Genomic DNA, 25,729 nt, shown 5'->3' with positions numbered 1-25,729 from the left:
GCTTCGAGGGCACGATCGATATCGGCGCCTGACCGGTCACGAGCCCCGAAGCGGAGGGGTCGACGCGGGCATGGCGTCGCGCTCGGATCGGGCTATGGCGCCTTCGTCCGCGGCGGCGAGACGTCGAGATCCGCCATCTTTCCCTCTCGCTCCAGCCGCCAGATGTCCTCGTCGGTGACGAACTCCTGCGCGAGGAGCTCTCGCGCCCGCTTGATCTTCGCGAGGAGGACGGGCTCCATGACCGGTGTGCTCGACTCCTTGGTCGGCGCGGGCGGCGGCTTCATCAGCGAGAACGTCCCGCGCGCAGCGTTCCCTTCGGCCGTCTCCCCCTCGATGAAGTACGTGATGGTGAAGACATCCGGTTCACGCACCGTGTCGAGCCTCACCTCCACATCGACCCCTTGCCCCGGTGGGATCTCGGCCAGGCCGAGCGACGCCTTCTCGCGCGGTGAGGCGTCCGAGGCTCCCGCGTAGTACCGCACCGCCGTGACGGTATCGATCCGGACCGGCGCGTCGCCGTGATGCCACAAGCGGAAGGCCTGCCGGACCACGCCGTCGCCGTCCTGCTTGGGAAATCGGGGCGTCGGCGTCGCCGCGATGGTCACGATGCCTCGCTCGGCGAGGTCCTGAAACATCATGTTCGGGATCTGGAGCAGGGTACGGCCGGCGAGCTTCTCGCCCGCTTCGCTCTGGACCTCCACCCGGATCAAAAACTCGGAGACGAGCGCGGTTTGCGGCCGGCGCTCGTAGCTGTGGGTCACGAACGGCGCCTTCGTCTTCTCCGAGCCGCCGTCGTCGAACACCCAGGCATAACTCGCGGGCTTGAACGGCCTCGCGTCGGGGTTGTCCTTGACCCCGACGTCGACGATCCGCGCCGTGAGCTCGTAGTCACCGGGGGTGCTCGGCAGGAGCCTGTGGGTGATGACGACGATCCGCTCCGGCTTGCAGGCCTTGACCTTGTATCTCGGGACCTCGCTCTGACTCACCACGTTGTTCTGCCCGAACACGGCGATGGTCGGCATCTCGTACGAACCGTCCGTGTCGGGCCAGATGCGGAGCGGCACCCGCGATCCGGTTCGCGTGCCAATGACGCTGTGGAGGTATTCATCCGTACCGTTCGAGGTATGGGCGCGCACGGTGATGAGGTTCTCCTCGCCGGCGCACACCTCCGGCTTCTCGACCTCGATCTCGTCGATGCGGGGCGCCGGGTCTTCCGCGGGCGCGCTCGCCGCGGCGGCGCTCGCCGCGGCGACGCTCGCCGCGCGTCTCGCGCTCGGCGGGGCCTCCGGCGCGCTCGCCTTCGGCGCTGCCCGGGCGGGCTCGGGCGCCTCGGGAGGGCGGACCGACCAGACCCAGAGCCAGAGCGCGGCGGCGAGCGCCGCCACGCCGACCCACTGCGCCTTCGACCGACGCGCACCGATCCTGGTCCTCATGGCCTGAGCTCCTCATGTCCGCGTGCTCGAGCGATCGTCAGTACCAGCACCCGTACACATTGCCTCCGGAGTTCCACTGGACGTTGTGGTTCGTATCGGCGGACCAGACGGTCGCGCCGGCCTGGGTCCCCCAGGGGTGCCCGCTCCAGCCGCCGATGCGGTCGGGGCTGATGGACACGGCGACGGTCTTCGGGTCGTCTCGGACTCCTCTCCACAAGCTGCTGCTGCTGGTGTCGCAGGCGTGCGAGGCCATGCAGTTCGCGACCTGATTGGCGGCCTTGTCGCAGACGTCCGAGAGGCAGACGATCGATGTGCCGATCGAGCCCCAGAACCCCAGGCTGTTCTCGCAGCTGTCCATCACCCCGCCGTGAAGGGCGTTGGCCGCGCTGGCGAGCTTGGCGTGGCTGTACGTGTACGGGGGGATGGCGCCCTGGCCGTCGAGATGGTGCGCGTAGGCCAGGAATGACGAGCAGACCATACCGTTGTTCCACGCCGGCCCGCCGGTGGGCGTGCCCTCGGTGTTGCGGTACTGGAAGAACGAGTAGTGCACCCGGTCGCCGCGGACGCTCAGCCGAGGGATCTCGACCCCTCCGTCGATGATCGAGCGCTCGGCGTAGTAGGGCACCTCCCACCAGATGGTTTCGCCGATCGACGCGGCCCGCTTGGGATCGCCGACCTGATACGTCAGCGCGGCCGGGCCGATCCCGCCGCTCCCGTAGAGGAAGCGGTAGATCCCACCCTGGTTGACCTGCGCGAGCCCGGGATAACCATCGAGCAGATCGTTCGATACGATGGGCGTGCTGCACACCTCGGGCCAGGAGTTCTCGCGCGGCTGCTTCATGGTGGCATGCGTCACCCACCGTCCGGGGCCATGCGACAGCATCGAGTGCGTCCGGAACTCGCCGACGGCGTTAAGGACGTCTCCGATCGGCCCCGAGCCGGCGCTGAACACGGCCGCGCCGTTCGGCGCGTTCCAGCCGGCGCTGGAGTACCCGCACGCCTGCTCGGCGGCGGCAGCGGCGGAGGCGAGGCACGACGATACGATGACGAGCGGTAGGACGATCGCTGGTTTCAAGGGCGCACCTCCGATCGAGAGCAGGGCCGTCGGGACACGGGGCAGTGAAGCGGGCGCGTGGAGCGTCCTGGGCTCTGACGGACGAACGCCGCGAGCGGCCCGAGCCGGAGGGGGCGCTCGCTCGAGATACAAAAGGATGACGCTCCGAGGGGCGGCGCGTGCGGGTGCCTCACCCCCGGCAGATAGTGTGGTCCTAGGAAACCGTGGGCAAGCAGAAAATGGAGGCGCGATTGCCTTCGACCGCCGTGGTCGAGCCCGTCAGGCGGTCGGGCCAGGCTGATGCACAGGATGATGCGCAGGATGATGCACAGGACGGACCGGCGGGACCCGGGGACGCCTCATCGGTCGACAGGAGGCGGCGATCCCCCTCCCGGGGCTCCGAGCACCTCGACCGCCCCCTCCGACGACAGCAAGATCTGCGGATTGGCCTGCGCCGGCGAGATCACGTTGAGCACGCCCCTCGCGCGCACGCGCAGGCCTGGTTTGATGAACTTGTTGCGCGCGTCCACCGGGGCGCCGGGGTGCGCCTCCCAGCCCCGCGCGAGTTTGTCGCGGATCGCCTCGAAGAGCTCCGGATCGCTGAAATTGACGAGCGTATACTCGCGCTCCACCCGATCCCTGTCGACGACGCGCAGCGCCCAGATGTCGAATTTTATCTGCGGGCTCCTCGGGAAGAGCACGAGATCGCCCTCCAAGTCGACCGGCCGGCCATGACCGGCCTGCATGCGCTCCAGGACCTCGATTGGCCTTGAGACGGCCGGATCGAGCCGCAGGTGGATCGGTCGATCGGGGCGCTCGGCGATCACGTAATGCAACCGGATCTTGTCATTGCGCCACAGGTCTCGGACGTGCTCCGGGCGGGTCACGAAGACCGGCACCACCTTGTCTGCGAGCTCGACCACGAGGATCTTGCCCTCGGCGTCGACGCCGTGCACACGACCCACGAGCTCGCGCCCCCCGAGCAGCGCTGCGTGCGTGGTCGTGTCGTGTGCATACGGCGGCGCGTCCACGCCGGAGGAGAACCGCGTGATCACCTCGATGCGGCGCACGCGGACATGGCGCTGAGGGCCCTTCTTCTCGAGGCTGCCGAACACGCGCAGCCGGTCATGCCGCTGGAGCCCGGCGAGCTCCCGCGCGACCTCCGGCGACCCCGGGATCATCGGAAAGTCAGCGTAACGGAAGAAATCGTGCGGGAGCCGGTAGGTGAATACGAAGAGACCGGACGCAGGCGCCGCGCCGTGCATCCATCCATCGAGCCCGTGGCCGGCGAGCGCCGCGGCGATACCGGCATCATCGTCCGGGTCAATCACGGCCGACGGATCGCGCGGGGTCGGAGTCGCGTGATGGCTCGGAGTCGCGCGCGCGGGCAGCGCGGCCGGAGCCTGTGTTGGCGGGGGATGGCAGCCGGACGGAACGACCAGGAGGGCGAGAAGCCAGCCGAACACCGCGACCACGCGTTGACCCATGCGCCAGCATAGCAGTATCGGAGTCGAACCTGCACGGAGGCCGTGGAGTGCCTGAGCGGCGCTATCGCGTGCTCCGGTCGAATCGCACCCGCAACGCGATCCACACGAACGTTGGAGGCTCATGGGGACGCCCTGGAGCGCCCTCTCGCGGTGGAGCTGGAGATCAGGCTCTCCCGGATGCTGCGATGGCGCGGGTCGGTCGTCCAGCGTGGATGAAACACGATGTGGAGCGTGAAGGGCTCGACCTCGAAGGGGACCGGTCGGGTCGTGAGCGGCAGCCCCGAGGCGCGGACGATGCGCGCGGGCAGGGTAGCGACGAGATCGGTCTCCGCTGCCAGCGAGAGCGCGAGCAGCAGCGACGGCACGCGCGCCTGCACGTCCCGCGATCGTTCGAGCCGCGCGATCGCCCGCTGCACCGGCGAGAGCCCCGGCAGCGAGGTGCCCACGACGACGTGCCCGCACGCGAGGTACCGCTCGAACGTCGCGCGCCCGCGGGTGAGCGGGTGCCCACGCCGCGTCACGATCACGTGTTCGTCGTCGACGATGGGGCGGAACACGAACTGCTCCAGCCCGTCGATGTCCACCCGCGGGACGAGCGCCAGGTCGACCTCCCCGCGCTCGAGAGCGCCGATCGTCTCCAGCGAGGGCTGGACGACGCGCAGCGTCGTCATCCGCCGCGCCCTGGCTTGCTGCGCGAGCCACGGCCTCAGCACGACCAGGGTGCCGTAGTCCGACGTCGCCACGCGCAGCGGAAACGGCTCGTCCTCGCGCTTCTGGCGGACCATGGGATCGAAGACCGTGCGCAGCGCCGACAGGGCGCGCTCCACGTCGGGCTGGAGCGCGAGCGCCATGGGCGTCGGCTCGAGGGCGCGGCCGGTGGACACGAACAAGGGATCGCCGAAGACCTCCCGGAGCCGCGCGAGCGAGCGGCTCATGTTGGGCTGCGTCGTGCCGAGGCGCCGCGCCGCCTGGGTCACGCTCCGCGTCTCGAGCAGGTGGTGGAGCGCGCGCAGCCCGTTGAAGTCGACGTCCTCGATCCGCATCGCCGGATCATATCCTGAACGACATACCAGGCATCACGCCGAAGCATGACCCGTGTGCGACCGCGCGCCGTACAAACGAGGCATGCGTGATGTCCCGCTCGATGAAGCTCCTTCTCTGACGCCGCCCGAGCCGCCGATCGTGCCTCGCCGGCCCTCCGCGTCCATCCGCCCGTGGCTTCGCCGGATCGGCGCCGGGCTCGGCGCCGTCGTCGCGCTCGGAGCGGCGCTCGTGATCTGGGCCGGCCTTGGCAGCCCATCGAAGCTCCCACGCGTGGAGCTCGCCGTGCCCCCGCAGCGCGCCTCCGCCTGGGAGGACGTGTTCGCGCGCGGCCAGCGCGTGCGCCTGTGTACCCTGGAGACGGGCGAGGTCGGCGGCGCGCGCTCGATGTTGCTCCGCAGCGACCACGTCGCGTTCGATCGCGCCCGCGAGCACGAACCGCTGCCGATCTACGCGCACCTCGTCCGCCATCCCGCGCGCGGCGACGTGCTGATCGACGCCGGCCTCTCCGCCCCGTTCGAGCGCGAGCCGTTCGGCGACATCCGCGCGCCGGTGAGCTGGCTGCACCGGGCGATGGGCACGCGGTTCACGCTCCCTGCGGGGCGCTCGCTCGGTGCTCAGCTCGCGCGCTTCGGCTCGCGCCCGCGCCAGGTCTACCTGACCCACGTTCATGGCGATCACACCGCTGGCCTCGGCGAGCTCCCCCGCGACGTCGAGATCGTGACCGGCGAGGGCGAGGCCGACGATCTCGCGGGGCACCTGGGCTACGGGCACTTCGCCGAGGGAGCGACGCTCTCGGAGCTCTCGTTCGCGCGCGGCGTCCCCATGCCGCCGTTCGACCGGGCCATCGACGTGTGGGGCGACGGCGCGCTCTGGGCGCTCCCGACGCCTGGCCACTCGCGCGGTCACGTCTCGTTCGTGGTCAACGCCGAGTCCGGCCCGGTGCTGCTCATCGGCGATGCGTCGCATTACGCCTGGGCGTTCGAGCGCGGCATCGGCCCGCGCGGCCCCTCGGCGAGCGACGAGGCCGTGGGACAGCGGAGCCTGGAGCGCCTGCGCGAGCTCGTCCGCGCCCACCCGAGCCTGCGCGTCGTCTACGGGCACGAGGCGCCCCAGGTGATCTGCGAACTCTCCCCCGCGCCGTGACGCCTCTGGGCGCGGCGCGCGTGACGTCGCTGGTCGAAATTGGAGAGCTTTCGGCGCTTCGTGATCAATACGCGCCGGAGCGGGAATTCTTCCAATGACTACTCGTGTGCGCGGCGTGGGTGGCCTGGAGAGGTGCGACGGAGTCGCGCTCTCGCCTCGCTGCCCAGGCCGTAGTGCGCCCGGTTCTGCTGGGCTGACGCGGCGCGTGTCGCGTCAAGTGACGGCCAGTCGATCCATAATATGACGGGAGTGGAGTCTTCGGGCACTATCAGACTTCGCCAGCCGATGGTCCGTTGTTGACCGCTGTCCGGCCATTGAACGTGGGCGTCTTGCGCTGTGAATTGGTGGGAGCAGCGCTTGACGTCTGCCGAGACTTCACCGTAGGTTGTGACCGACGGTAGGAGGTCACGGTATGGCTGACTTAGGATATCGTCGCTGGCGAGCCGGTCACGCGCTCATAGCGACGCTCGCGCTGACGGCCGTAGCCGGGTGCGGTAACGGGCAGATCGGAGCGGCGGGCTCCGGCTCTGGCTCCGGCTCCAGCTCCGGGGAGGACGGCTCGACGTCCGGACAAGGAGATCCCCCGGTGTGCGGCGCCGAGCGGATCCTCGCTCCGCAGCGGCGTTTGACGCGATTCGAATACAACAACACGGTCCGAGATCTCCTCGGAACGTCCCTCACGCCTGCCGATCAATTCCCCCCGGATGAGATCGCCGGCGGTTTCAACAACAACGCGACGGTGCTGACCGTGTCTTCGCTGCACGCGGAGAAGTACCTCCTGGCTGCCGAGGCGCTCGCGACCGAGGCCGTCGCGGGCGATCTGTCGAAGCTCGTGCCGTGTGATCCGGCCGCGGTCGAGGGGCAAGTCACCCAGGAGGAGGCGTGCGCGCGGCAATTCGTCCAGGACTTTGGCCGTCGCGCGTACCGTCGGCCGCTCGAGACGTCGGACGTCGACCGGCTGATGCGCGCCTACGCCGCGGGACGCACGGACGGGTCGTTCCGTGAGGGCATCGAGGTCGTCATCCGGGCCGCGCTGCAATCGCCGAAATTCCTGTTCCGCCTGGAGCTGCGTCACGATCTCGATGCCTCCTCGTCGCGGGTGCGCCTCGACCCGTACGAGATGGCGTCGCGCCTGTCGTACCTCGTCTGGGCGTCCGGCCCCGACGACGAGCTGCTCGATGCCGCCGAGGCGGGCCTGCTCGATACCCGCGAGCAGCTCGCCGAGCGAACCCGCCAGATGCTGGAGCACCCGCGGGCGCGCCGGGCCATCACGGAGTTCTACAAGCAATGGCTCAACCTCGGGAAGCTCGAGACCATCGTCAAGGAGGAGAGCCTGTTCCCCGGGTACGACGACGAGCTCGTCGCGGGGATTCGCGCCGAGACTCCCGCGTTCGTCGAGCACGTGCTGTGGTCCGGGGACCACAAGCTCTCGAGCCTGCTCACGCTGCCCGTCGGCTTTGCCACCGAGTCCGTCGCCGAGCTCTACGGCGTGACGGTCCCGCCCGGCTCGACCACACCCCAGCTCGTGGAGCTCCCGCCGGACCAGCGCGCGGGGGTGCTCACGCAGCCCGCGTTCCTGGCCGTCCACGCGCACCCCGATCAGACCTCTCCGGTGCTGCGCGGCAAGGCCATCCGCGCGAAGTTCATGTGCCAGGATCCGCCGCCTCCTCCTGACGACGTCGACCTCACGCCGCCCACCGGCGAGGAGGGCGTCACGGCGCGTGAACGGTTCAACCAGCACGCCTCCAATGCCAGGTGCGCCGGCTGCCATCAGCTGATGGATCCGATCGGCTTCGCGTTCGAGAACTTCGACGCCGTGGGCGCGTACCGCACCGAGGAGGGCGGGCAGGTCATCGACGTCTCCGGGGAGATGGTCCTGTCCGATGACATGGACGGCCCGTTCGTCGGCGTTCGCCAGCTGGCGGAGAAGCTCGCCGGGAGCGTGCAGGTCCGCGAGTGCCTCGCGACGCAATGGTTCCGCTACACGGCGGGCCGCTTCGAGAACATCGACGACGAGTGCTCGCTCGACGGGCTGCGCGCAGGGTTCCACGGTTCGGAGGGCGACCTCGTGGAGCTCATCGTGGCGACGACGCAGACCGACGCGTTCCAGTACCGCAGCGCGATCGCAGAGGAGGAGTGACATGAGACCGCGAATGATCTCTCGACGGCGGATGCTCCAGGGCGCGCTGGCGGCGACGGCGACGATTCCGCTGCTGAACTCCGAGCTGGCCCGCGGGCAAGAGGCCACCGCGCCCAAGCGCTTCGTGGTGTTCTATACGCCGAACGGCACCATGGAGTCGAAATGGATGCCCACGGGCACCGAGACCAACTTCACGCTGAGCCCGCTGCTCCAGCCGCTCTCGCCGTTCAAGTCGAAGATTATCCCGCTGCGCGGGGTCAACATGAACGTCGTGGTCAACTCCAACATCGGCTCCGAGCACGCTCGGGGCATCGGGGGGCTGCTGACGGGGCGGGCGCTGCTCAAGGGCAACTTCAAGAGCTTCATGTCCACCAACGCAGGCTGGTCGTCGGGGATCTCGCTCGATCAGCACATCGCGAACAAGCTGCAGCCGAGCACGCTGTTCCGGACCCTGGAGCTCGGCGTCCAGGTCCGTGACGCGGAGGTGCGCGGTCGGCTCAGCTACGCCGGGCCGGACCAGCCCATCCCCCCCCGCGAGGACCCTTACGACACGTTCCAGCAGCTCTTCGGGGCCACGGTGCCTGGCCAGGGCCAGGACCCTGGCGGGTCCACCGCGCTGGATCGGCTCCGCGCGCAGCGGCGGACCGTGTTCGATATCCTCCGCGAGGACATCGCCGACGTGCGGCCTCGCATCGGCAAGGAAGATCGCCTCAAGCTCGACTCGCACCTGCAGTCGATCCGGGACATCGAGGCGCGCCTGGCCGGCGGCGGCTCCTCGAACGGCGGCGGCGGCACCCCGACGACGAGCTGCCAGGCCCCGGCGCTCGGCGACCGCATCGACCTCTCGAAGGACGACAACATGCCCGCCATCGGCAAGCTCCAGATGGATATGATGGCCGCGGCGCTCGCGTGCGACCTCACGCGGGTCGCCACGATCCAGTGGTCGTACGCCGAGAGCGAGCACCTCTACCCGTTCCTCGGTCTCACGCAGAATCACCATGCCATCTCCCACGAGTGGAACGCGGCGGGCGACGAGAAGTACATGAAGATCCACACGTGGTTCGCGGAGCAGCTCGCCTACCTGCTCGGTAAGCTCGACTCGTACGCGGAAGGGGATCGCACGCTCCTCGACAACACCGTCGTCCTGTGGGTCACCGAGATCGGCGAGTCGAGGCAGCACGCGCTCACGAACATCCCGTTCTTGCTCGCCGGCAGCGCGGGCGGGGTCTTCCGCACCGGCCGCTTCGTGGACTATCTGGCGAACGGCGGCTCTGCCCGCCAGCACAACGATCTTCTCGTCACGATCGCGAACGCGATGGGGACCGACGACAAGACCTTCGGCGACCCGCAGTACAGCACCGGCGCGCTTCCCAGCCTGACGTAGCCAGCTCGGCTCGGCACACACGGGCTCCCTGAGGACCCTCCTCCAGGGAGCCCCGGGTCGCGCACAACGCGCGGCCCGCGTCCCGGGTAGGTCTTGCATTTTTGCCGTGAAGTGTTGCGTTTCTGGGCGTTGTCTTGCGTGATTGCAAGGGCCATCTTGGCCCCCATGAACAACCCATCGCTCGCCCCCAGCCCCTCGTCTCGCCTCCACGTCGTGCTCGGCGCCGGCCAGATCGGCCCGCGGGTCGCGGCTCTCTTGCTGGCGCAGGGCCATCGCGTGCGCCTGGTGCAGCGCACCCGCCGGGCCCCGGAGCGGCCGGGGCTCACGTCGGTGTGCGGCGACATCACCGATCTCGCCTTTGCCGAGGAGGCCACGCGCGGCGCGAGCGTGGTCTACGATTGCATGAACCCGCCCTACCACCTCTGGGCCACGCAGCTCCTGCCCATCGCGCGCGGCGCGGTGCACGGCGCGAGCAAGGCGGGCGCGAAGCTCGTGGCCCTCGACTGCCTGTACATGTACGGCGTGCCCGACGGGGCCATGCGGGAGGACTCGCCGCGCCGCCCCTGCAGCAAGAAGGGCGCGCTGCGCGTCGAGCTCGAGGAGCTGCGCCTCGCGGCTCAGCGCCGCGGCGACGTGCGCGTGGCCATCGGGCGCGCCAGCGACTTCTTCGGCGCCGACGTGCCGCTGTCTGCCTGGGGCGACCGTTTCTACGCGCGCGCGCTCGCCGGAAAAGCCGTGGAGTGCATGGGTGATCCCGAGATGCGTCACTCGTATACCTACGTGGAGGACGTGGCGCGGGGCCTCGTGACGCTGGGCGAGCGGGAGGCGGCCATGGGCCATGTCTGGCACCTGCCGACGGCGCCTGCCGAGAGCACGCGGGCGCTCGCGCGGCGCCTCGGGCGCGCCCTTGGCGTCGAGGTCGAGGTGGCGCGACTCCCGCGCGTCCTGCTGCGCGCGGTGGGCCTGTTCTCGCCCTTCATGCGGGAGGTAGCCGAGATGGCGTACCAGTGGGACGTGCCCTATGTCATCGACGACGCGCGCTTCCGCGAGGCCTTCGGCTGGTCGGCGACCCCCGTCGAGCGGCAGGTCGCCGAGATCGCCGCCTGGGCCCGCGACAGGTACAAGATCGCCGCGCCTCGCGGAGCGGCGGCGATCCCCGCGGCGCGGGCCTGATCGGGCCACGAGCGCGCGGCCGAGATCTCCCCGGCGCGCAGGCTGGCAGATCGCACGGGAGCGGATCAAATCACCCAGGCCGCTGCGCGCGAGAAGGACTTGACTCGTCCGGTTGAAGGCACCGAGATCTGGCTCTTTCTGGAGGGCGTCATGCGTCTCGGTTCCTTGTCTCCGGTGATGGGCCTGCTGGTCGTGGGGCTCGGCATCGCGTCTTGCGCTTCCGGCTCGGAAGAGCTCCCTGGGGGCTCATCGGAGGGCGGCGGCGGCGCTTCCGGGGTCGGCGCGTCGGTGGGCTCGTCGTCCGGCGGCGGCGGCGCGCCCGGCACGTCCGTGGGTTCGTCGTCCGGCGGCGGAGGGGCGCCCGGCACCTCCAGCCCTTCGGGGGGCGGGGCGCCGGGCACCTCCGGCGTGTCTGTCGGCTCGGCGTCCGGCGGCGGCGGGGCGCCTGGCGAGGGTGGGGGACCGGAGCTGCCGCCGGCGGTCGGCCCCCTGGTCAATGGGATCCAGTGGGCCGACACCTCGGGCAAACCCATCCAGGCGCACGGGGGAGGGGTGATCCGGGTGGGCGACCATTATTACTGGTTCGGAGAGAACCGGAACCCGGACGGGACGTTCTATGCCGTCTCCTGCTATCGCTCGACCGATCTGCGGCGCTGGGAGTTCAGGAACCATGTCTTGACGATGGACTCGGACAAGGACCTCGATCCGGCCAACATCGAGCGCCCGAAGGTGGTCTACAACGCGTCCACGGACAGATTCGTGATGTGGATGCACTGGGAGAACGGGGTGAACTACGGCGAGGCCCGCGCCGCGGTCGCGAGCTCGAGCACCGTGGACGGCGACTACACGTATCACGGCAGCTTCCGGCCGCTCGCCGGCAGCGGGGTGACCGATCACGGCAAGCCCGGGTACATGTCACGCGACTGCGGGCTCTTCGTCGATGACGACGCCAAGGCCTATTTCATCTCCGCCACGAACGAGAACTACGATCTCAACCTCTACGAGCTGGCCCCCGACTACCTGTCCATCGCCCGCCTCTCCGCCACGCTCTTCCCCGGCGGGCACCGGGAGGCGCCGGCGCTGTTCAAGCGGAACGGCACCTATTTCCTGCTGACCTCAGGCGCCACGGGCTGGTCGCCCAACCAGGCGAAATACGCGACGTCCCGCTCTCTCGACAGGGGCTGGTCGGCGATGACCAACGTCGGTGACGGCACGACCTACCACTCCCAGTCGACCTACGTGCTGCCGGTCCAGGGCAGCTCCGGGACGGCCTACCTGTACATGGGAGACCGGTGGGCAGGGGCCTGGAGCGGACCGGTCAACAACTCGACGTACGTCTGGCAGCCGATCTCCTTCCCGTCGGACACCACCATGAGCATGCGCTGGAACAACACGCTGACCATCGATACGTCGGCCGGCGCCGTCGCCGGAGCGACGAACAATTTCAAGCTCGTCAACAAGAAGAGCGGCAAGGTGATGGATGTCGTCGGCGCGTCGGGCGAGGACGGGGCGGACGTCGTCCAGAACGCGGACAGGGGCGGAGACAGCCAGAAGTGGAGCTTCAACTACAATGGATCGGGCTACTTCCGGCTGACCAACGTCAAGAGCGGCAAGGTGCTCGATGTCCCTGACGAGTCGACGAGCGACGGGGTCGCGCTGGTGCAATGGGAGAACCATGACGGCGACAACCAGGCGTGGCTGTTCATCGATCTGGGCGGCGGTGATTTCCAGATCAGGAACAAGAAGAGCGGCAAGCTGATCGGGGTCTACCAGGGCTCCACCGCGGACGCCGCCGCGATCGAGCAGCGGGGCAGCGGCGGCGAGGAGCAGCGATGGCAGATCGTCGTCGCCGAGTGATGGGTGGATGACGGGAGGGGCGGCCGCGAGGGCAGGGCCGCGGCGAGGCCGGCCCGAGAGGAGCGCGGCGCCCCGGCCCGATCGAGGTCGACCGGGCCGGGTGGAGGAGCGCGGCGCCGCTACGACCGCGCGCGCCGCCGTCGCCCGAGCACGAGGCCCGCGACCGCCGCCGCGAGCGCGGCGGCGCTGCCCGCGGAGCCCGCCGGGCCAGAGGCGCTGCACCCGGCCGCGGCCGGCGCGATGTTGCCGTCCGTGTCCGCGTCGGCCGACGCCGGCAGCGCGTCCGGCTCGTGCAGATCGCGAGCCCACATGGGCTCATCGAGCACCTCGTCCACGGCGAACGAGGTGGACAGCACCTCGCGCTCGCCGCCCAGGCCCTCTTCCGGCGCGAACTCCGCGTTCCCCGGCGCGGCGAGGCGCGCGACGGCGCCTTGTGCGCTCGAGACCTGGAGGATCGTGTTCCCGATGGTCACATACCAGCTCCCGTCGAGCCAGCGACCGTGCCCGAGGGACGAGCCGATGCTCTCGGGCGCGCCCCCCGCCCGGCCGAGGTAGCGCTTGCCGCCGTTCAGGAAGAGGACCTCGCCCGTGTCGCTGATGCCGTCGTGGCCGACCCGGAGCTTCACCTGATCGAACTGGCTCGACGTCGTGAAATCGCTGATCTGATGCTGCTCGCCGTCGGGGGTCCGCAGCCAGACCTGGTTGACGGCGCCGTCGTTCTTCAGGAAGGCGGCGTGGCCCGCGTGAACCAGCAGCCCGGCCGAGGTGCCGGTGATCGAGTCGCCCAGGAACACCTCCTCTCCCTCCGCCGTGTACAGGTAGCTCGAGCTCGTCATGCCGTCCCACCACCGGCCGGCGACGTTCGTCCCGTCGGTGATCGGCCGCTGCAGGTTGCCCGCATGATCGCCGAGGCGCACCCTGCTCGGCCCGACGATGGCGGCATCCTCGTAGGTGCCGAAATAGACGCCGCCGGAAGGCGTGATGTCGGCCTGGAACGGCGACCTGCTCCCGTCGACGCGCCAGAGGGTCCTGTTCGTCCCCGCCGACAGCGAGGTAGCGACGGCCCAGTCGTCGCTGTTCGTCGTCCACACGATGTTGTCGCCGTTCACCGCGTCGAGGCGCGCCGCGCTCGTGATGGTGCGCCGGGCGCCGTTGACCCAGGCGAGGATGTGGCCCGTCGTCGACTGGTGCACGGACCCGGACGGCGTGAGCGCCCCGTAGACCTCGCTGATCGGCAGATCTCCTTGCGGGATGGTCGCGACCCACGTCACCTGCTGCGTGGCGCGGTCGAAGATCCCGAGGCGCTGGTACGGGTCCCGGAAGAGGATCCGCGCGGCGTCGAAATCGAGGATGGTGCCTGGCGCGCGCTGGACGGCGGTGAGCCTCGGGTTCCGCTCGACGTAGATGGGGCCGATCGTCTTCGTGACGGTGGGGCCCACGCCGTCGCTGGCCTCGAGGGTCAGCGTGTACGCTCTGCCCGACGGGATCTGGTAGCCATACCAGGCCTGCTCTTCCTTGAGGTAGAGGTGCCCCGGTACGGGCTGCGGGTTGCCCGCCGAAAGGGTGACCTGTTGTCCTTCGGCGCTGCGGAACGTCGCCCGGAGGCTCTGGCACGCGTACGGCGGCGTCGGGACGCACTTCGCGGCGAAGCGCCAGCCCTCTGTGAGGGTGTCGTGCGCGAGCGCGTTCCATCCGAGCGTCAGAGGCGCGTACCGGTGCACGGTGCCCTGCGCGCTCGCCACCTCGCCAAACGTGTTGTACGCGTGGACCGTCACGACGTGGGGCCCATAAGCGAGCTCGCCCGCGAGCTCGCCGAGGTCGAACGCTCCCTGGAAATGACCCCCTTCCGTCGGCGTGAGCTCGATGGTGAGCCCTTCGAGCTCCGCCTCGACATAGTAGATGTCCTCGGGGGACGACGCCGTTGCGTGCACCGAGATCATGCTGCCCTCGATGATCGCATTGGTCGGCTCGATGAGCCCGACGGTGACCGCGGCATCGGCCGCGTGGGCCGAGAGGGACAGGGCAAAGGCAATGGCTGTGCCAATGTGATGGCGGTAAGCTCGCATGGATCCTCCGTAATTTTGAATGCTTCGGTGCATCCGTGGCTCCGATCATTCACTCGCCGGGCGCCGGGTAGCCGCCCTGCGAGCGGCCGTGGCGTGGAGCGATGCACCCGGGCCGAGCGCCTCGCTGGCGCGAAGAGCCGGCTGCTCGGGATATCAGCGCGATGAGCGCGCTGCTCGTCGGCTTCTTGCTTACCGCGCTGGGCCGCAAAGGTGACAGAGACGCGCCGCTCCTGCTGTGCCCGCCAGCGCCCGCGCGTGCCGGTCTACGTCCGGCCGAACGCGCGTAGCCGGAGGGAGTTGGCGAGCACCGACACGCTCGACAGCGACATCGCCGCGCTCGCGAGGACGGGCGACAGGAGCCATCCGGTGAGCGGGTAGAGGAGGCCCGCCGCGATCGGAATGCCGATCACGTTGTAGATGAACGCCCAGAACAGGTTCTGCCGGATCGTCCGGAGGGTGGCGCGGGCGAGCCCGAGCGCCACGGGCAGGCTCGCGATCCCGCCGCGGATCAGCGCCACGTCCGCGGACGCGACGGCGATGTCCGTGCCGCTGCCGAGGGCGATGCCCACGTCCGCGCCGGCGAGCGCGGGCGCGTCGTTGATGCCGTCGCCGACCATGGCCACCCTGCGGCCGGCGGCCCGCTGCTCGCGGACGATCCTCGCCTTGTCCTCGGGTCTCACCTCCGCAAACACGGCGCGGATGCCGAGCTCCTCGGCGACGGCGCGCGCGGCGCCCGCCCGATCGCCGGTCACCATCGCCACCGCGACGCCGAGCTCGGCCATGGCCGCGACGGCGCGGCGCGCCTCCTCGGTGGGCCGGTCGGCGACCGCCACGAGCCCTGCGAGCCGCCCGTCGACGGCCACGAACGACGGCGTGCGGCCCAGCGCGGCCAGGCGATCGGCATCGGCCTCCAGCGCGACCGTGTCGACGCCCGCCCGCTGGAGCCACGCCGCGGTCCCGATGCGGACGAGGCGCCCCGAGACGCGCGCCTCGATGCCGTGGCCGATCTCCGCGCGGAACGCCGAGGCCGGCGCCATGCCGACCCCGCGGCCGCGGGCGCCCTCGACGATCGCCCGCGCGACCGGGTGCTCGCTCTCGCGCTCGGCGGCCGCCACGAGGCCGAGGAGCGTCGCCTCGCCGTGGCCCGCGAGGTCCACGACGTCCGTGAGCTCGGGCCGACCCGAGGTCAGGGTCCCGGTCTTGTCGAGCAGCACCGTGTCGACGCGGCTCGCGGCCTCGAGCGCCGCGCCGCCCTTGACGAGGACGCCGAGCTCCGCGCCGCGCCCTGTCCCGACGGCCACGGCGGCCGGCGTGGCCAGCCCGAGCGCGCACGGGCAGGCGATCACGAGCACGGCGACGAACCGCTCGACCGCCGTGGCGAGCCCCGCGGCGGTCGGGTCGATCGCGAGCCACGCGGCGAAGGCGAGCGACGCGACGCCGAGGACGACGGGCACGAAGACGCCGCTCACCACGTCGGCGAGGCGCGCGATCGGCGCGCGCGACCCCTGCGCCTGCTCGACGGCCTCGACGATGCGCGCGAGCGCGGTGTCCGCGCCGGTCTTCGTGACGCGGAAGACGAGGGCGCCGCTCTGGTTGAGCGTCCCGCCGAGCACGGCCGAGCCCGCCGTCTTGTCGACGGGCATGCTCTCGCCGGTGAGCATCGCCTCGTCGACCGCGGACGCGCCGTCGACCACCTCGCCGTCGGTCGCGATGCGCTCGCCGGGCCGCACCCGCACGAGGTCGCCCGGGGCGAGCGACGAGGCGGGCACCTCGTCCTCGGCGTCGCCGCGGACGCGCCGCGCGGTCTTCGGCTGGAGCGCCACGAGCCCGCGCACCGCGTCGGCGAGCCGCTTCCGTGCGCGCGTCTCGAGGAGCTTGCCGAGCAGCACGAAGGTGACGATCGCGGCCGCGGCCTCGAAGTAGACGGGCGGCGCGTGGCCGTGCTCGGCGTGCGGGAAGAGGCCGGGGGCCGCGACCGCGGCGGTCGAGTAGAGCCAGGCGGCGCCGGTCCCGAGGCTCACGAGGGTGTTCATGTCCGCGGCGCGGTGCCGGAGCGCGCTCCAGGCAAGGCGAAAGAACCGGCGCCCCGGCCCGAAGACCACGATCGTCGCGAGCGCGAGCGAGAGCCAGCGCGCGGAGGCGCCTTCGAGCGCCGGGATCGCGCCGTGGGACATGGCCACGGCGAGCAGCGGCGCGGTGAGCAGCGCGGCGACCGCGACGTCGCGCCGGAGCGTCCGCTGCTCCTTCTGTTCGGCCGCGTCCATGGCGCTGGCGCGCTCGGCCGCGCTCGACTGCGGGCGCTGCGGCGGGGCGTCCGCCGTCGCCGCCGGGCGCTCGGGCGCCGTGGAGGCCGCGTGGACGCCGGCGCTCGTCGGGCTTGCGAGGACGCCGTCGGCCTGCGGGGCTGCGGGAAGGCCCGTGATCGGCGCGGCTTCGGGGACGCTGGCCGCCGGGGGGACCTCGGGCACCTCGTACCCCGCCTCCACGATGGCGCTGGCGAGCGCGGCCGGCGTTGTCGCCTGCGCGTCGTAGGTGATCGTCGCGCGCCGGGTCACCAGGTTCACGGCCGCATCCTGGACGCCGGGCGCGGCGCGCAGCGCCTTCTCGACGCGGCGCACGCACGCCGCGCAGGTCATGCCCTGCACCGGAAGCTCCGTCCGGGCGCCCTGCGCGGCGGGCGCGGCCTTCGCGCTGGTCGGCTGCACGGGCTGGGGAATCGTCACCATGGCTTCTCCTTACACGAGCTCGTGGCTCGTCTCCTGTCGCCTGCGCAGACGCGCCGTCGCTCCGGTGATTACGGTCTACCCCGGCAGGCCCGGGTGAGCTCCGGCGTCGGCCGGTTCGGAGCGGCGCCCGCGGCGCCTGCGCCCCGCCGAGCGGACGCGAGCCGCGGGAGGTGGTACGTCCGCGGGCGCGCCATGGAGCAGATCCTTCCGATTCTCGGGGTGAGCGTGGTCGTGTTCGTGTCCACGAACATCGATGACATCCTCCTTCTCTCGGCCTTCTTCGCGGATCCAGGCTTTACTCCCGCTCAGGTGGTGGCCGGCCAGTTCCTCGGCAACGCGGCGCTCGTGACCGCGAGCGTGGCGTGTGCGCTGCTCGCGGTCCGCGTGCCGGACGGATGGATCGGCCTGCTCGGCCTGGCTCCCCTCGCGCTCGGCCTGAGAGGCCTCTGGGCGCTCTGGCGGGGCTCCAGGGCCAGGGAAGCAGGCGTGGCGGACAGCGCGGACCTAGCAGACAGCGCGCGCGAGCCCCATGGCAGCGCGTCGCGCTTCAAGGTGATCGCCGTGGCGAGCGTGACCCTCGCGAACGGCGGGGACAACCTCGGCGTTTATATACCGCTGTTCTCCAGCTCCCCTGCGCACATCCCGCTTCATGCGGCCGTGTTCGCGGTCATGACCGGCGCCTGGTGCGCGCTCGGGCACCGCCTTGTCAACCACCCGATCCTGGGCACGCGCATCCGGCGTTCCGGCCGTGCGGCGCTGCCGTTCGTCTTGATCGGCCTCGGGCTCTGGATCCTGTCCGACGCCCTCGTGCTTGTCCGTGCGGGGTAGCGCCCTCGAGCGCCATGTCGCCGTCCGCCTTCAGCTGGTCGACGGCAAAATCGAAGTTGACCGCGCCGCGCGGCTCGACGGTGCACCCGGACTTATGACAATCGCAAACGAGCCTTGCACACAGCTCCACGCAGCGATCACCCAGTATCCCGGCCGTGGCGTGCTGGGCGGCTCATGGGCTCGCGGCGGCGCGCGCGAGCCGCGTCACCAGCGGCTACGCACAACGACGCCGCCACCGGCCTGGCCCGCCGTCAGCTCCCAGCTCACCTCGGACGCCGCCTGGCGGCGCGGGGAGGGCTCCAGCAGGAAGACCAGCGCCGACGCGCCGGCGAGCGCCACGCCGGCGCCGAAGCCGACCGTGCTCACGAGCCCAAGCTGCTTCGCGCGGTTGCCAGCGTCGAGCCCGTCGGGCTTGCATCGCGCCCGGTCGGGGCTCACGTCCCTGCAGTTCTCGGCCGCGACGCCGCTCGCGTCGAGCGCCATCCACCCGGTCACCGATCCGACGATCAGCCCGGCCACGCCGAGCCCGCCCGCCACATAGGTGACCACCCGCAGACCGCTGGGCCCATGATCCGGCGCCGGCGGCGGTGCTGGCGCCGGCGGTTCGGCGCGCGGCGGCTTGGCGCCCGCCGGGGGCTTCACCTCGAGCACGATCGCCCTCGACTCCGACCGGTCGATCGTGAATCGCGTCTCGGTCACGGCCCCTCCCGGCGCCTGCGTCGTCACGACGTGCTCTCCGGGATCGACGGGGAGCGCGACGCCGAGAGAGGGTTGCTCCAGCGCGATGCCGTCGCACTGCACGCGCGTCCCCGCCGGCGCGCCCGGCGGCAGCGACAGCGTGAGCTGCGGCACGAGCGGCGCGAGCGCGCTGCGCTGCCCGAGCGCGATCTTGTGTCGCACCGACTGCTTGACCCGCTCGGCCTCACTCATGCGCTCGACCATCGCGAGATAGTCGTTGTAGCGCGCGACCGCGGTCGCGATACGCCCCCATTTTGCCTCGCACTCGGCGAGCGTGAATAGCCGCCCCGGGCGAGGATCGAGGCGCTGGCTTTCGGCGAGGGCAGGGCAGCCGGTCTCGTACCGGCCTGCCAGCATGTCGGCGAGCCCGCGGTCGAAGTGCGATTCCGCGACGGCGAGCGCCTGCGCGCTGGCCGGCGCCGCGACGGCGACGCCCAGCACGCCAAGGCAGATGGACCGGAACCAGGAGAAGCGCATGCGTGAGCCGCCAAATACCATCGTTCCCGCTCGCTCCTGGCAAAGAGGTGTCCGCCCTGCCATCGTGCTCAGTCCGGCTTGTACAGCAACTCAGGGCTCGGCTCTGCGGCCGACGGGGCTGGCGCGAGCCTGCGCCGTGAGCCGAGCGCTGGCGGCGGCGACGCGCTCGCCGCCCCCGTCGCGGGGGCGAGCGCGCGGCTGCCCTTGCCCAGCGGCACGGAGGCCGCGGGAGCGGGCGTCGCGACGCCCGGCGCTGTGGCTGCCGCCGAGGCGTCGGGGAGAGGCGGCGTCGGATGGACTTCAGGGGGCGCGGAGGCGGGCGAGCGCGCGTCCCCCGCGGTCTGCGCGGGCTCCGCGGTCTGCGCGGTCTCCGCGCTCCCGCCGGCGGGGAGCGCGCCGCGGCTCAGTGAGGCGAAGGCGCCGACGCCGCCGCCGAGGAGGACGAGCACCGCGACGGTGATCGCGGCTCGGCTCCGTTGCTTCGTGGGGGGCAGCGCGGTCACCACGGCCGCGGTCGGGAGCTGGACATCGCTCTGCAGCGACAAGGAGCGGGAGCTCAGGGGGCCATGCCCACTCGGCGTCTCCGCGGTGAGCAGGCGCGACGATCGAACCGGCGCGGCGGGCAGGTCGAAGACCTCGGCGAGCGCCTCGACCGCGGCCGAAGCGGCGGCGAAGCGCGCCTCGGGGGCGCGGGCCGTCACCTTGGCGAACCACGCGTCGAAGCCCGGAGGCAGCTTCACCCCCTCGGCGTCCGCGCGCGCGGACGCGGGCTCCTGCGGGCCGTTCACGGCGAGCGCCGCGAAAGCGAGCGCACTGTCGTACTTCCGCCTGTCGTTCAGCCAGTACGCCTTGCCGACGAGGAGCGTGTACGCGATCATGCCGAGGGCGAAGATATCGGCAGCCCGCGAGACCGACTCGCCGCTGAATTGCTCGGGCGCCATGTAGAGCGGCGTGCCGAGGATCGCGGTCGCCGCCGAGTCCGTCGCCGTCTCGACGACGAGCTTGGCAATGCCGAAGTCGAGCACCTTGATCCGGGGCGCGCCGTCGTCGGTCTCGGCCAGGAAGAGGTTGGCGGGCTTGAGGTCGCGGTGGACGACCCCGGCGGCGTGTGTCTTGTCGAGGGCGATCGCGGTCTGGCGCAGGAAGGCGACGGCCTCTTCCGGCGGCAGGCGCCCGGCGTGGCGGAGGCGCTCGTCGAGCAGCGTGCCGCGGAGCAGCTCCATCACGAGGAACGGCTTGCCGGTCTCGGCGTCGATCCCGGCGTCGAACACCTCCACGATGTGGTCGCTCTCGATGCGCGCGGCGACCCGCGCCTCCAGCTTGAACCGGGCCTGGAAATCGGGGTTGCCGGCGAGGTGCGAGTGCATCACTTTGAGCGCCCGCCGGCGCTCCGTCTCGATGTGCAGAACCTCGTAGACCGCGCCCATCGCGCCGCTGGCGATTCCGCGCACCACGCGGTACCTGCCAGCAAACAGCATCCCGTCGTCCAGACTCAGCGACATGGGTTCCACCAGCAGGCGAACTTATACACCAGCGTACGCGACGCCTGCACTCAGGAACTGACGGATCGAAGCGCGGTTTACAGTGTTCCAGTAAAGATCTAGGGCGCGCTCCGTCGGTCTGCGCCATCGCACGGCGGAATGGCCGGTGGTCGCGCGCTGACTGATCGGTGACAGCCGTATGACTTGATGGGGGCATCATTCCGTTTCGGCGGCCAACCTGATATCCTCCGCGGCCAAAACCTCTTGAAATTTCACATGAAAATGAAGACGATGCTGGCTTTCGTTCGGTGCGCCGGCGGATGTGCAATGGCGCTGCTCGGGCTCGGATGTGCGCAGCTCTTCGGCTTCGACAAGGTCTACGAGCCCGAGGACCAGAGCTCCGGAGGCGGTGGCGCAGCGGGCTCAGCGGCCGAGAGCGGTGGCGGCGGTGCGGGGGATCCATGCGAGATCCTCGCGGTGCTGCCCGGGGAGACCCTCGCCCTGTCGATGATCGACGACATGGAAGACGGAGATACCCGGATCTCCGGAGGGAACGGGGCGAACCCCTGGGCAGGGTTCTGGTTCGAGGACAACGACGAGTCACCGGAAGGAAGGCAGGATCCTGCGAACCCCGCGGACCTCGTGAGCACCCTTGACCCTCCGCGCGGCGTCAGCATCAAGGCCGTGCACACGAGCGCCGATGACGGCTTCCTCCTCTGGGGAGCCGGCGTCGGCTTCCATCTGGACGACGAGGCCTACTACGACGCGTCCGAGTACCGTGGCCTCACGTTCTGGGCCCGCGCCGAGGAGGGCTCCACCAGGAGAATGAAAGTGATGTTCATCGATCAGCAGACCTATCACCTGGGGGGCATCTGCAACGAGGCCGAGGGGGGATGCAACAATCACTTCCACAAGCCCGTCGTGCTGGAGAGCGACTGGAAGCACTTCAAGATTCCGGTGGAGTGCCTCAAGCAGGAGCCCTACGGTAACCAGCTGTTGGCGCCCGCCCTGGAGCGGCTCTGGGCCATCGAGTTCTTCTTCGACAAGGAGCAGGCGTTCGATATCTGGATCGACGACGTCGCCTTCTACCGATAGGCGCAGACCTCCTTCGATCGAGGGGAGCGCCCGCTGTCCGCGATCGGCGGGCGGAGTCGCCGCGCGCTCCGCCCGATCCCGCTTCAGTCCGTGACGAGAGGTCCCACGCCGTCGGCGAACTGCCACCCGAGGCTCTCGTCGATGTGGATCTGCCAGTCGAACACCCCGCGGAGCGTCGGGTGGTTGCTCTCGACTTCATTCCACGTGGGGATCGCCTCGTCGATCGACATGTAGTGTGGCTGGTCCCAGATCCCGAACCCCACGACGACGTGCGTCGGACCGAGCAGCGAGACCCACTCGTTCACGCTGTTCACGATGTACGACTGCTGGTCCAAGTCGCGGCCATCGTAGTACTGCGGGGCCGCGTAGTCCATGGCGCCGGCGTCCACCATCTCTTTGCAAAACGTCTTGTCGCGGTCGTTCCAGGGGGCCGGAGGCGCGGTGATGATGAAGCCGGGGAAGCGCTGCTTCAGCTCCTTGCTGATCCAGATCATCTCGGAGGTGTCGGGGGCCTGATCGGCCTCGAAGGTGTTCCAGTCGATGCCGTCGAACCCACCCAGGCTGTCGTAGATCCCGACCACGCTCTCGACGAACGTCTGCGACTTCGCGCGCGTCGGGAAGCTCATGCCATTGTTGGCGCCGCCGACGGAGAGGATGATCTTGCGACCTTGGTTCGTCCGAGCGTACTGGATGTCGGCGTTCAGGTTCGTCGCCGCTCCCCTGCCATCACCCGGCGGCGTCCAGTAGACGGCGCCCGTCGTGCCGGGCGATCCTCCCTCGGGCTGCGCGGCGAAGAGATAGATCACGTTGTAATTGCTGTTGATGTCCCGGATGCGGACGGGCGCTGGCGTCCAGTTGGGGTAGTAGCCAGCGACGACCTTTGCGGGGAGCCCACCGCCGTCGCCGGGGCTGGCGCCGTCGTCGGGGCTGGCGCCGTCGCCGGGGCTGGCGCCGTCGCCGGGGCTGGCGCCATCGCCGGGGCTGGCGCCGTCGCCGGGGCTGGCGCCATCGCCGGGGCTGCCGCCGTCGCCGGGGCTGGCGCCATCGCCGGGGCTGGCGCCGTCGCCGGGGCTGGCGCCATCGCCGGGGCTGCCGCTGCAGCCGGAGTACGGCTCCCAGTAGTACGTGCTGACCGTCGGGATGTAGCCGGGATTGCCGTACTCGGCGATGTAGGCCGACCCCTGGTAATTCACGATGGCCCCCGCGTCATACCACTCACCCTCCTGCCATTGCGGATAGCCGCACGAGCCCTCGGTGGGCTCGGTGGGCTCGGTGGGCTCGGTGGGCTCGGTGGGCTCGGTGCTGCCGCTGCAGTCGGAATACGGCTCCCAGTAGTACGTGCTGACCGTCGGGATGTAGCCGGGATTGTCGTACTCGGCGATGTAGGCCGACCCCTGGTAATTCACGATGGCCCCCGCGTCATACCACTGACCCTCCTGCCACTCCGGAATGTCTGCGCACACGGAAGATTCGTTCTGAGCCGCGTCGATCTCGCCCTCCGGCGATACGGAAGCAAGGCATCCGAGCCCGCTCATGGTGATGGCGACGAGGAGAAGCGACAGCTCAGGAGCAATGGAAGTAAGATGAAGAGACATGGTAACCTTCCTTTGACTAGAGACGAACGATCGCCGACGGTTGCCTCGCCCGATGCAGCATTCGCCATGCTGCACTCCGGCGCCGCGGGGCCGTGACTCACCGCTGGGGCTCGACCGCGATCACCCTCCGTGGATGAGGCCCATCGTGGTTCCGAGCGAGGCCAGGTCGTCGTAGCTCGCTGCTGCAGGCCGGAAGAGCAAACGACGTACCAGTCGTGGCGATGGCCCCGACGATCGGCGCACGGAGCCGCGGCAGCCCATCCTGAGCTCTTCCTGGAGCGAACCCAGGGTCGACGCGCCGTGATCGCGCCCGGCGATCCGGGCGCGCGGGGGGTGATCGGAGCGATCGCGGCGCGATCGCCGCGATCGCATGCAAGGGAATTCTCGGATCGCCCCCGGCGATCCGGAGCTCTCGGGCCGCCCGGAGCTCATCCGCGACCTGCCGCGTGCCTGTCGCCAGCTGGACGCCGGCGCCGCAGGACGTCAGGTGGATCGCCGGGCGCGCAGGATCTGGAAGTACCGCCGCGCGATGCCCGACGCGGCCGCCGCGCTCCGGACATTGCCCCCGTGCTGGGCGAGGACGCGCTGCACGTAGCGCCGCTCGAAGTGCTCGACGATCCGCTCCCGCGCGCGCGGGAGGGGCAGGTTGAGCGCGAGGATCTCCTCGATGACGTCGCCGGACGTCCCGGGCTCTGTGCCTCCGCTCGCGCCTGCAGGTGTGGAGGCCGGGGCCGGCGCGCCCGGGGAGGCCAGTCCGGCCCGGGTGGTCTCGATCGGCGCGGCCTCTCCGAGCGCCACGCGCCGCGCCACGGCGTTGTAGAGCTCGCGCACGTTGCCCGGCCAGTCGTAGTCTTCCAGCCGCTCGCCGAACCCCTGTGGGAAGAGCGCGCCGCGGCCCGCGAGCTGCCGAAAGAAGTGGTGCGCGAGCACCGTGACGTCGCCCCGCCGCTTGCGCAGCGGCGGCAGCTCGATCCGGGCCACCGCGAGCCGGAAAAACAGATCGTCCCGGAACCGACCAGCCTGGATCTCACGCTCGAGATCGCGCCGCGTCGCCGCGAGCACCCGGATGTCCACGCGGATCCAGCGGTTCGAGCCGACGCGCTGCACCTCCGAACGCTGGATCGCGCGCAGCAGCTTGGCCTGCAGGCTGAGGTCGAGATCGCCGATCTCGTCGAGCAGCAGCGTGCCGCCGTGCGCCTCCTCGAAGACGCCGCGGCGTGCCTCGCTCGCGCCGGTGAAGGCGCCGCGCTCGTGCCCGAAGAGCGCCGACTCCACGAGCGTCGGCGGCACCGCGGTGCAGTCGAAGACCACGAACGGCCCGGCCGCCCGCGGCCCCTGCTCGTGGAGCGCCTCCGCGAGCACCTCCTTGCCGGTCCCCGTCTCGCCCTCGATGACGACGGGGACGCTCGAGGCCGCGAGGCGCTCGCACAGCGGATAGAGCCGCCGCATCTCCTCGCTGGCGCCGAGGAGTCCGCCGAACTGCACGGCGGGCGACAGCTCGGCCGCCTGCGTGACGCCGAGCGCCTCGACGCGGAGCACTGTCTCGCCGATCCGGACGAGCTCGCTGCCCTGGAGGTACGCGTCGCCGACGCGGATCCCCTGGACGAAGGTGCCGTTCGTCGATCCGAGGTCGGTGACGCGGAGCCGGGCGCCGGCGAGCTCGAAGGCGGCGTGGCGGCGCGAAACGAGCCGGTCCGTGAGGGGGATATCGCAGGCGGGGCTCGTGCCGGCGAGCACGCGCGAGGGCAGCCCCGGCGCCACCGTGAACCGGCGGCCCTCGTCCGGGCCCGCCATGACGGAGAGGGCGAAGCTCTCGGCCGCGGCCGCAGCGGGGCGCACCGGCCCGGGCAGGAGTTCGGTGGAGGCGGCATCATCGTCGCTCAACGGAGGCATGCCTGCCATCTCAGCAGGCCTCCGCGCCGACGTCACGTGAGGCCGATCGCACCCAAAGGATCGCCGGGATCGCCCTCGTACGCACTCCCGGCAATGATCCGTTGAGCCTGTCGCT

At 70.7% G+C, this 25,729-nt stretch carries 17 protein-coding genes; 7 read left to right on the top strand and 10 right to left on the bottom strand.

Translation table 11 applies throughout. From position 1 onward, the window contains the following. Nucleotides 1-92 precede the first annotated feature (92 nt). From WME82_RS22170 to WME82_RS22155, 4 genes are all read right to left on the bottom strand, one after another. Complete coding sequence (locus WME82_RS22170; protein ID WP_438044413.1) at nucleotides 93-1,433, bottom strand: hypothetical protein; 1,341 nt, start codon at nucleotides 1,431-1,433, stop codon at nucleotides 93-95. A 37-nt stretch (nucleotides 1,434-1,470) separates the two neighbouring features. Further along, on the bottom strand, nucleotides 1,471-2,508 hold the full coding sequence (locus WME82_RS22165; protein WP_438044412.1) for a hypothetical protein: 1,038 nt from the start codon (nucleotides 2,506-2,508) through the stop codon (nucleotides 1,471-1,473). A gap of 338 nt (nucleotides 2,509-2,846) precedes the next feature. After that, nucleotides 2,847-3,818 carry a hypothetical protein gene (locus tag WME82_RS22160; RefSeq protein WP_438044411.1) on the bottom strand — a complete coding sequence of 324 codons (972 nt, stop codon included), beginning with the start codon at nucleotides 3,816-3,818 and terminating at the stop codon, nucleotides 2,847-2,849. Nucleotides 3,819-4,093: 275 nt separating this feature from the next. Continuing rightward, the gene (locus tag WME82_RS22155) at nucleotides 4,094-5,017 is read right to left on the bottom strand and encodes a LysR family transcriptional regulator (protein WP_438044410.1); all 924 of its coding nucleotides are present in this window, start codon (nucleotides 5,015-5,017) and stop codon (nucleotides 4,094-4,096) included. Between the two features lie 82 nt (nucleotides 5,018-5,099). Here WME82_RS22155 and WME82_RS22150 point away from each other — a divergent pair, with 82 nt between their 5' ends. The 5 genes from WME82_RS22150 to WME82_RS22130 all read left to right on the top strand — a co-directional run bounded on the left by WME82_RS22150 (nucleotide 5,100) and on the right by WME82_RS22130 (nucleotide 12,715). Continuing rightward, nucleotides 5,100-6,161: an MBL fold metallo-hydrolase gene (locus WME82_RS22150; protein WP_438044409.1), complete on the top strand. Its 1,062-nt coding sequence runs from the start codon at nucleotides 5,100-5,102 to the stop codon at nucleotides 6,159-6,161. Between the two features lie 625 nt (nucleotides 6,162-6,786). Continuing rightward, on the top strand, nucleotides 6,787-8,301 hold the full coding sequence (locus tag WME82_RS22145; protein WP_438044408.1) for a DUF1592 domain-containing protein: 1,515 nt from the start codon (nucleotides 6,787-6,789) through the stop codon (nucleotides 8,299-8,301). A gap of 1 nt (nucleotide 8,302) precedes the next feature. After that, complete coding sequence (locus WME82_RS22140) at nucleotides 8,303-9,685, top strand: DUF1552 domain-containing protein (RefSeq protein WP_438044407.1); 1,383 nt, start codon at nucleotides 8,303-8,305, stop codon at nucleotides 9,683-9,685. 165 nt (nucleotides 9,686-9,850) lie between these two features. After that, on the top strand, nucleotides 9,851-10,858 hold the full coding sequence (locus WME82_RS22135; RefSeq protein WP_438044406.1) for an NAD-dependent epimerase/dehydratase family protein: 1,008 nt from the start codon (nucleotides 9,851-9,853) through the stop codon (nucleotides 10,856-10,858). 150 nt (nucleotides 10,859-11,008) lie between these two features. Then, nucleotides 11,009-12,715, top strand: a complete 1,707-nt coding sequence (locus WME82_RS22130) for an RICIN domain-containing protein (RefSeq protein ID WP_438044405.1) — start codon at nucleotides 11,009-11,011, stop codon at nucleotides 12,713-12,715. A gap of 119 nt (nucleotides 12,716-12,834) precedes the next feature. On the opposite strand, the gene WME82_RS22125 is transcribed toward WME82_RS22130, so the two are convergent. Continuing rightward, nucleotides 12,835-14,781 (bottom strand): MYXO-CTERM sorting domain-containing protein, encoded by a 1,947-nt coding sequence (locus WME82_RS22125; RefSeq protein ID WP_438044404.1) that lies wholly within the window; start codon nucleotides 14,779-14,781, stop codon nucleotides 12,835-12,837. A gap of 263 nt (nucleotides 14,782-15,044) precedes the next feature. After that, on the bottom strand, nucleotides 15,045-17,507 hold the full coding sequence (locus WME82_RS22120; RefSeq protein ID WP_438044403.1) for a heavy metal translocating P-type ATPase: 2,463 nt from the start codon (nucleotides 17,505-17,507) through the stop codon (nucleotides 15,045-15,047). A 192-nt stretch (nucleotides 17,508-17,699) separates the two neighbouring features. Between WME82_RS22120 and WME82_RS22115 the strand changes: the two genes are divergently transcribed. Next, nucleotides 17,700-18,335, top strand: a complete 636-nt coding sequence (locus WME82_RS22115) for a cadmium resistance transporter (RefSeq protein WP_438044402.1) — start codon at nucleotides 17,700-17,702, stop codon at nucleotides 18,333-18,335. Nucleotides 18,336-18,539: 204 nt separating this feature from the next. On the opposite strand, the gene WME82_RS22110 is transcribed toward WME82_RS22115, so the two are convergent. Together WME82_RS22110 and WME82_RS22105 are read right to left on the bottom strand one after the other, a co-directional pair. Next, nucleotides 18,540-19,550 (bottom strand): hypothetical protein, encoded by a 1,011-nt coding sequence (locus WME82_RS22110; protein WP_438044401.1) that lies wholly within the window; start codon nucleotides 19,548-19,550, stop codon nucleotides 18,540-18,542. 68 nt (nucleotides 19,551-19,618) lie between these two features. Next, nucleotides 19,619-21,052, bottom strand: coding sequence for a protein kinase domain-containing protein (locus tag WME82_RS22105; protein WP_438044400.1), 1,434 nt, complete (start codon nucleotides 21,050-21,052; stop codon nucleotides 19,619-19,621). Between the two features lie 255 nt (nucleotides 21,053-21,307). Here WME82_RS22105 and WME82_RS22100 point away from each other — a divergent pair, with 255 nt between their 5' ends. Continuing rightward, a complete protein-coding gene (locus WME82_RS22100) occupies nucleotides 21,308-22,126 on the top strand; it encodes a hypothetical protein (protein ID WP_438044399.1) in 819 nt (272 codons plus the stop codon). Between the two features lie 83 nt (nucleotides 22,127-22,209). On the opposite strand, the gene WME82_RS22095 is transcribed toward WME82_RS22100, so the two are convergent. Both WME82_RS22095 and WME82_RS22090 read right to left on the bottom strand, forming a co-directional pair. Then, nucleotides 22,210-23,721 carry a glycosyl hydrolase family 18 protein gene (locus WME82_RS22095; RefSeq protein ID WP_438044398.1) on the bottom strand — a complete coding sequence of 504 codons (1,512 nt, stop codon included), beginning with the start codon at nucleotides 23,719-23,721 and terminating at the stop codon, nucleotides 22,210-22,212. 483 nt (nucleotides 23,722-24,204) lie between these two features. Then, nucleotides 24,205-25,614, bottom strand: coding sequence for a sigma 54-interacting transcriptional regulator (locus WME82_RS22090; protein ID WP_437917013.1), 1,410 nt, complete (start codon nucleotides 25,612-25,614; stop codon nucleotides 24,205-24,207). Nucleotides 25,615-25,729 lie beyond the last annotated feature (115 nt).

Source organism: Sorangium sp. So ce128 (assembly GCF_051525245.1).
Classification (GTDB): Bacteria; Myxococcota_A; Polyangia; order Polyangiales; family Polyangiaceae; genus Sorangium; species Sorangium cellulosum_B.
This window is presented reverse-complemented; position numbering and strand designations above follow the sequence as displayed.

Bases quoted from the DNA above. Each gene is read 5' to 3' on its own strand.
- WME82_RS22135 (WP_438044406.1), top strand. From the start codon at position 9,851: ATGAACAACCCATCGCTCGCCCCCAGCCCCTCGTCTCGCCTCCACGTC.
- WME82_RS22090 (WP_437917013.1), bottom strand. From the start codon at position 25,614: ATGCCTCCGTTGAGCGACGATGATGCCGCCTCCACCGAACTCCTGCCC.
- WME82_RS22130 (WP_438044405.1), top strand. From the start codon at position 11,009: ATGCGTCTCGGTTCCTTGTCTCCGGTGATGGGCCTGCTGGTCGTGGGG.
- WME82_RS22155 (WP_438044410.1), bottom strand. From the start codon at position 5,017: ATGCGGATCGAGGACGTCGACTTCAACGGGCTGCGCGCGCTCCACCAC.
- WME82_RS22110 (WP_438044401.1), bottom strand. From the start codon at position 19,550: ATGCGCTTCTCCTGGTTCCGGTCCATCTGCCTTGGCGTGCTGGGCGTC.
- WME82_RS22120 (WP_438044403.1), bottom strand. From the start codon at position 17,507: ATGGTGACGATTCCCCAGCCCGTGCAGCCGACCAGCGCGAAGGCCGCG.
- WME82_RS22100 (WP_438044399.1), top strand. From the start codon at position 21,308: ATGAAAATGAAGACGATGCTGGCTTTCGTTCGGTGCGCCGGCGGATGT.
- WME82_RS22140 (WP_438044407.1), top strand. From the start codon at position 8,303: ATGAGACCGCGAATGATCTCTCGACGGCGGATGCTCCAGGGCGCGCTG.
- WME82_RS22170 (WP_438044413.1), bottom strand. From the start codon at position 1,433: ATGAGGACCAGGATCGGTGCGCGTCGGTCGAAGGCGCAGTGGGTCGGC.
- WME82_RS22095 (WP_438044398.1), bottom strand. From the start codon at position 23,721: ATGTCTCTTCATCTTACTTCCATTGCTCCTGAGCTGTCGCTTCTCCTC.
- WME82_RS22150 (WP_438044409.1), top strand. From the start codon at position 5,100: ATGCGTGATGTCCCGCTCGATGAAGCTCCTTCTCTGACGCCGCCCGAG.
- WME82_RS22115 (WP_438044402.1), top strand. From the start codon at position 17,700: ATGGAGCAGATCCTTCCGATTCTCGGGGTGAGCGTGGTCGTGTTCGTG.
- WME82_RS22125 (WP_438044404.1), bottom strand. From the start codon at position 14,781: ATGCGAGCTTACCGCCATCACATTGGCACAGCCATTGCCTTTGCCCTG.
- WME82_RS22105 (WP_438044400.1), bottom strand. From the start codon at position 21,052: ATGTCGCTGAGTCTGGACGACGGGATGCTGTTTGCTGGCAGGTACCGC.